The 4,605-nt window shown below is 63.7% G+C and carries 6 protein-coding genes; 4 read left to right on the forward strand and 2 right to left on the reverse strand.

Annotation, left to right across the window (positions count from 1 at the left end):
• Nucleotides 1–201 precede the first annotated feature (201 nt).
• Nucleotides 202–993, reverse strand: a complete 792-nt coding sequence (locus ACNA7R_RS19345; RefSeq protein ID WP_416285149.1) for a creatininase family protein — start codon at nucleotides 991–993, stop codon at nucleotides 202–204.
• 132 nt (nucleotides 994–1,125) lie between these two features.
• Between ACNA7R_RS19345 and nikR the strand changes: the two genes are divergently transcribed.
• The 4 genes from nikR (at nucleotide 1,126) to ACNA7R_RS19365 (ending at nucleotide 3,742) form a co-directional block, all read left to right on the forward strand.
• Nucleotides 1,126–1,563 carry a nickel-responsive transcriptional regulator NikR gene (gene nikR / locus ACNA7R_RS19350; protein WP_416285150.1) on the forward strand — a complete coding sequence of 146 codons (438 nt, stop codon included), beginning with the start codon at nucleotides 1,126–1,128 and terminating at the stop codon, nucleotides 1,561–1,563.
• Nucleotides 1,564–1,630: 67 nt separating this feature from the next.
• Complete coding sequence (locus ACNA7R_RS19355) at nucleotides 1,631–2,008, forward strand: cupin domain-containing protein (RefSeq protein WP_416285151.1); 378 nt, start codon at nucleotides 1,631–1,633, stop codon at nucleotides 2,006–2,008.
• A 121-nt stretch (nucleotides 2,009–2,129) separates the two neighbouring features.
• Nucleotides 2,130–2,513, forward strand: a complete 384-nt coding sequence (locus tag ACNA7R_RS19360; RefSeq protein WP_416285154.1) for a hypothetical protein — start codon at nucleotides 2,130–2,132, stop codon at nucleotides 2,511–2,513.
• A gap of 77 nt (nucleotides 2,514–2,590) precedes the next feature.
• Entirely contained in the window at nucleotides 2,591–3,742 is a 1,152-nt protein-coding gene (locus tag ACNA7R_RS19365; RefSeq protein ID WP_416285152.1) for an acyl-CoA dehydrogenase family protein, read from the forward strand.
• Between the two features lie 87 nt (nucleotides 3,743–3,829).
• On the opposite strand, the gene ACNA7R_RS19370 is transcribed toward ACNA7R_RS19365, so the two are convergent.
• Nucleotides 3,830–4,390, reverse strand: a complete 561-nt coding sequence (locus ACNA7R_RS19370) for a HalX domain-containing protein (protein ID WP_416285153.1) — start codon at nucleotides 4,388–4,390, stop codon at nucleotides 3,830–3,832.
• Between the last annotated feature and the right edge of the window lie 215 nt (nucleotides 4,391–4,605).

The following is a 4,605-nucleotide window of genomic DNA, read 5'->3' on the forward strand; positions in this document are numbered from 1 at the left end:
GCGGACCGCAGGGGTGAACTCCTCATCTTCTTCGTACTATATCGAAGTGCCCGACCACTACATAAGGCCTTCGAACGCAAGCCTCGCCGGGAGGCACTCACAAACACGTCGCCGTCCTGTGGTTCGGAGCCGACGACGGGACTGGTTCTCGAGCGGTAACACCAAAAATAAATCAGCACGTACACCCCCGAAGCGGGGCGGCTACCGATCGCGGTTTGGTCTCGATTCGACGTGGGGCTTCGGGACGAGGTCGTCGAAGGGCTTCTCGTCGAGCCACTCGAGCAAGGCGACGAGCTGGTCGGTCGCCGCCTCGAACAGCGTCGCACCGATCTCGGGCGTCGCGTCGGTCTGATCCCCGAAGACGCCGTTGGGGCTGTTCTCGATCGAATCGTAGAACGTCGTCGCGCCATGGACGCGTTCGGCGTCGTAATCGAACGTCGCGCCGCCGTCACGAGCGTCCTCGAGGCGATCCTCGCGAACCAGTTCCCGGGCGATGTGCATGATCATCGCCGTTTCCTTCGGGCCGCCGTGAGGGCCCGGCGTCTCGAAGACGTCCCGAATCAGCTCGGGGATCGACTCGTCCCACATCCACTCGATGGCGTAGGCCGTTCCGTCGCGGTGGAGCCGGCGGCCGACCTCGCGCAGGTGGGCGACGTTTCCGCCGTGGGCGTTGACGTAGACGATCCGATCGATTCCGTGGTAGGTGAGGTTTCGGGAGAGGTTCTCGACGTAGTCCCGGAAGACCGGCGGGTCGACCCACATCGTTCCGTGAAACTGCCTGTGGTGGGGGCTCACGCCGATCGGTATTACCGGCGTACAGAGGTGGTCCGTGCGGTCGGTCGCCGCGTGCGCGAGCGCGTCCGCGATCAGGTAGTCGGTCCCCTCGGGGAGGTGCGGGCCGTGTTGTTCGGTCGAGCCGAGCGGAACGACCGCGAGCGATTCGTCGGCGACGTAGTCCGCGAGGTCCGGCCAGCTCTGGTGCGGCAGGAACATACCGGATCCTCGTCCCGAGTGGCCAAAACGTTGTGTTACCGCTTCGGCCGCTGCGGACGATCGGCGTCCGAACTGGGGATCGAGAGCGGAACGATAGTAAGCCTTAATAGTTAAACGCCGTCGAGTTATTATATGGCAGTCGTCAGCGTCTCGATGCCGGACGAACTCCTCGAGCGACTCGACGAGTTCGCCGACGAACACGGGTACACCGGTCGGAGCGAGGTCGTCAGGGAAGCGTCTCGAAACCTTCTGGGGGAGTTCGAGGATACTCGCCTCGAGGATCGAGAACTGATGGGGATCGTCACCGTCCTCTTCGATTACGAGACGACGACCGTCGAGGAGCGGATGATGCAGCTGAGACACGAACACGAGGATCTCGTCGCCTCGAACTTCCACAGCCACGTCGGGGACCACTACTGCATGGAGCTGTTCGTCCTGGAGGGACGGCTCGAGGACATCTCGACGTTCGTCGGGAAGATCCGGGCGACCAAGGACGCCCTGACCGTCGACTACTCGGTGACCCCCGTGGACAGCTTCGATCCGATCTCGCAGGACGGCCACGGGCAGTAACGCCCTCGAATCCGCGAGACGTGCGAGGAACGCGTACCTTTACTGGGTTCCCGTCGTACCATCACCCATGTCTTACCGGAAGGTCAACTACGAGGACGTCGATCAGGTCTCGAGCGCGATGCACTTTCTCAGCGACCCCCTCGAGACCGAACAGGTCGGAGTCACGGTCGCGCGCTGCGATCCGGGCTGGAAGAGCCAGCCGCACGATCACGCCGACAACGAACACGAGGAGGTGTACGTCCTCATCGAGGGGCGGGCGACGGTCGTCGTCGACGACGACCCGGTAGAGATGGAGACCGGCGACGCGCTGTGGATCCCGCCGGAGTCGACCCGCCAGATCCGAAACGGTGACGCCGAGAGCGCGTTCGTTCTCGTCAGCGCGCCCGGGATCGCCGACGAGGAAGGTGAGAACGGCGAGTGGCTGCTGTCGGGCTTTGCCGGCTGAGCGGAGAGACGTTTAGTATCTCGATGGCGTGTGCGATGACGGGTGAGTCGCTATTTATTCGATCCACCACGCAGTCGTCTCGTTTGTCGTTGCCAGCGTCGTCGTCACCGCGGTCGGCTCGATCGAACTCGTTCCCGCGGCCGCGCTCGTCGTCTACGGGACGATCGTCGGCGTCGCTATCGACCTCGACCACTTCGTTATCGCTCGACTCGAGACCGGAACGTGGGACGCCCTTCGATTCTGTCTCGCCGACCCGATCGCCGCGTTCACCGATCAGGACGGAATCTTCGAGCGGGGCGACGTCGGCGCCCTCTCCCGGCTGTTGAGCCACCTGCTGCTCGCCGGGATTGTCGTGCCGGCTCTCGCGCTCGAGAGCGGGTCGCTCGCGCTCGTCACTGGCGCCGTGCTCTACGTCCACGTCGTCACCGACGTCGCCTGGGACATCCGGCGGTTACGACGACGGGCGAGCGTCGCGACGGACGAGATCGTTCCCTCGCGTCGGTAGACCGCTCGAGTCCAGCCCGACGCGGACTTGCACCGTTGGGCGTCGATTATTTGGGAGTTCCCGACGAGGAAGGGAGTGTGAACCTTCTCGATTCCAGTATCGTTCCGGAGCACGCACACGACATCAAGGACGAGGCCCGCGAGTTCGCCCGCGAGCACATCGAGCCCAACGCCCAGGAGTACTTCCAGGCTGGCGAGTACCCCCACGACGTCCTCGAGGCCGGCCAGGAGGCGAATCTGGTCGCACAGGACATCCCGGAGGAGTGGGGCGGACGCGGACTCGACCTGCCGCAGCTGCTCGCGCTCACCGAGGAGTTCTACCGGGCCGACGCGGGAATCGCGCTGACGCTCCAGCTGGCGAGTTTCGGCTGCGAGATCACCTACGAGTACGGCTCCGACGAGCAGTGCGAGGAGTACATCCGACCGGTCGCAGCGGGCGATCAGATCTCCGGGCTCGCCGTCTCCGAGCCCGAGACGGGGAGCGACCTGGCGGGAATGCAGACCCGCGCGGAGAAGGACGGCGACGAGTACGTCATCAACGGCGAGAAGTACTGGATCGGCAACGGCGTCGAAGCGGACTGGATCACCCTCTACGCCCGCACGGGCGACGACGAAGACAACCGGTACGGCAACCACTCGATGTTCATCGTCCCGACCGACGCCGAGGGGTACGAGGCCGAACACATCCCCGAGAAGATGGCGATGCGCGCGTCCAAACAGGCCCACATTACCTTCGACGACTGCCGGATTCCCGAGGAGAATCTGATCGGCCACGAGGGTGCCGGCTTCATGATGCTCGCCGACTTCTTCAACCACGGTCGCGTGATCGTCTCCGGTCACGGTCTCGGCATCGCTGCCGCTGCCATCGAGGAAGCCTGGGAGTTCAGCCACGACCGCGAGGAGTTCGGGCGGACGATAAACGAGTTCCAGGCGGTCCAACACGGGCTCGCCGACATGCTGATCGACTTCGAGAGCGCGCGCTCGGTCACCTGGCGAGCCTGTAAAAAGGTCGCGAACAACGACCACGCCGGCTACTGGGCGGCGCTGGCGAAGACGACGGCGACCGAGGCGGCCGTCGACGTCTCCGAACAGGGGATGCAGTTCCACGGCGGGCGGTCGATTCTGGACGAGCGACGGATCGCCCGGGTCTACCGGGACGCGCGGATCCCGGTGATCTACGAGGGTGCCAACGAGGTCCAGCGGAACCTGATCTACGGGCAGGCGCCCTGACCAGATCGGCACTCCCTCGAGCACCGCTCGGAGCGGAGATTCCGGACACGGCATCGACGCCGACCTCGAAACGGGTCGACGATCAGCTCAGAGATCCTCGAACGCCCCGACGAAGTCGTCGTGGGTCGAAAACTCCGTGACGGTCTCGTCGAGTCGCTCTTCGAGCTCGTCGATCCGGACACAGAGTTCCTGGTACTCCGCGTTGTCCGCGAGTTCGCATTCCTCTTTCTCCGATTCCAGCAGGGCCTTCTTCGAGACGAGCGCGTAGTAGTCCCGGACCGCCGACTGGTAGGCCGACCGGTTGGCGACAGACTCGACTAGCTCGAGGAGTTCGTCCTTCGAAACGGGTTTGACGAGGTAGTCGTCGAACCCCATCTCGATGATATCGAAGTCCGGATCGACCGCCGTGACCATGATGACGCGACAGTCGTACCCGTCCTCGCGGATCCGTTCGAGCACCTCGTCGCCGGACTGGCCCGGCATTCGCCGATCCAGCAAAACGACGTCGATCGAGTCGTCCAGCTTCTCGAGCGCGGCCGATCCGTCGTAGGCGGTTTCGGTCGTCCACTCGGAACTGAGCCAGGTTGCAAAGAGATCCGCGAGCTGTGACTCGTCGTCGACGACGAGCACGCGCCGCTCGTTACGCATAGGGTTGCCCTCCGTTTCCATCGTCGGTTACAGCCACGGATCATAAATAGTTCCTCCGTGTGATAAATCTCGCGACCGAACTACCTGCGAACGAGTGCCGAAGAACGGATCGAAAACGGTGCGTGACGACGAAACCGTTATAGTAACAACTGCAACGATTTACACACTGATCGCACAGCTGTCGTGCGATCAGGTGTGCATTGACTTGCAGTGGC

The sequence above is a fragment of the Natronococcus sp. genome (assembly GCF_047921035.1).
In the GTDB taxonomy this organism is placed as follows: Archaea; Halobacteriota; Halobacteria; order Halobacteriales; family Natrialbaceae; genus Natronococcus.

Coding starts and splice junctions, on each gene's coding strand:
- nikR (WP_416285150.1), top strand. CDS start 1,126: ATGGCAGTCGTCAGCGTCTCGATGCCGGACGAACTCCTCGAGCGACTC.
- ACNA7R_RS19345 (WP_416285149.1), bottom strand. CDS start 993: ATGTTCCTGCCGCACCAGAGCTGGCCGGACCTCGCGGACTACGTCGCC.
- ACNA7R_RS19370 (WP_416285153.1), bottom strand. CDS start 4,390: ATGCGTAACGAGCGGCGCGTGCTCGTCGTCGACGACGAGTCACAGCTC.
- ACNA7R_RS19355 (WP_416285151.1), top strand. CDS start 1,631: ATGTCTTACCGGAAGGTCAACTACGAGGACGTCGATCAGGTCTCGAGC.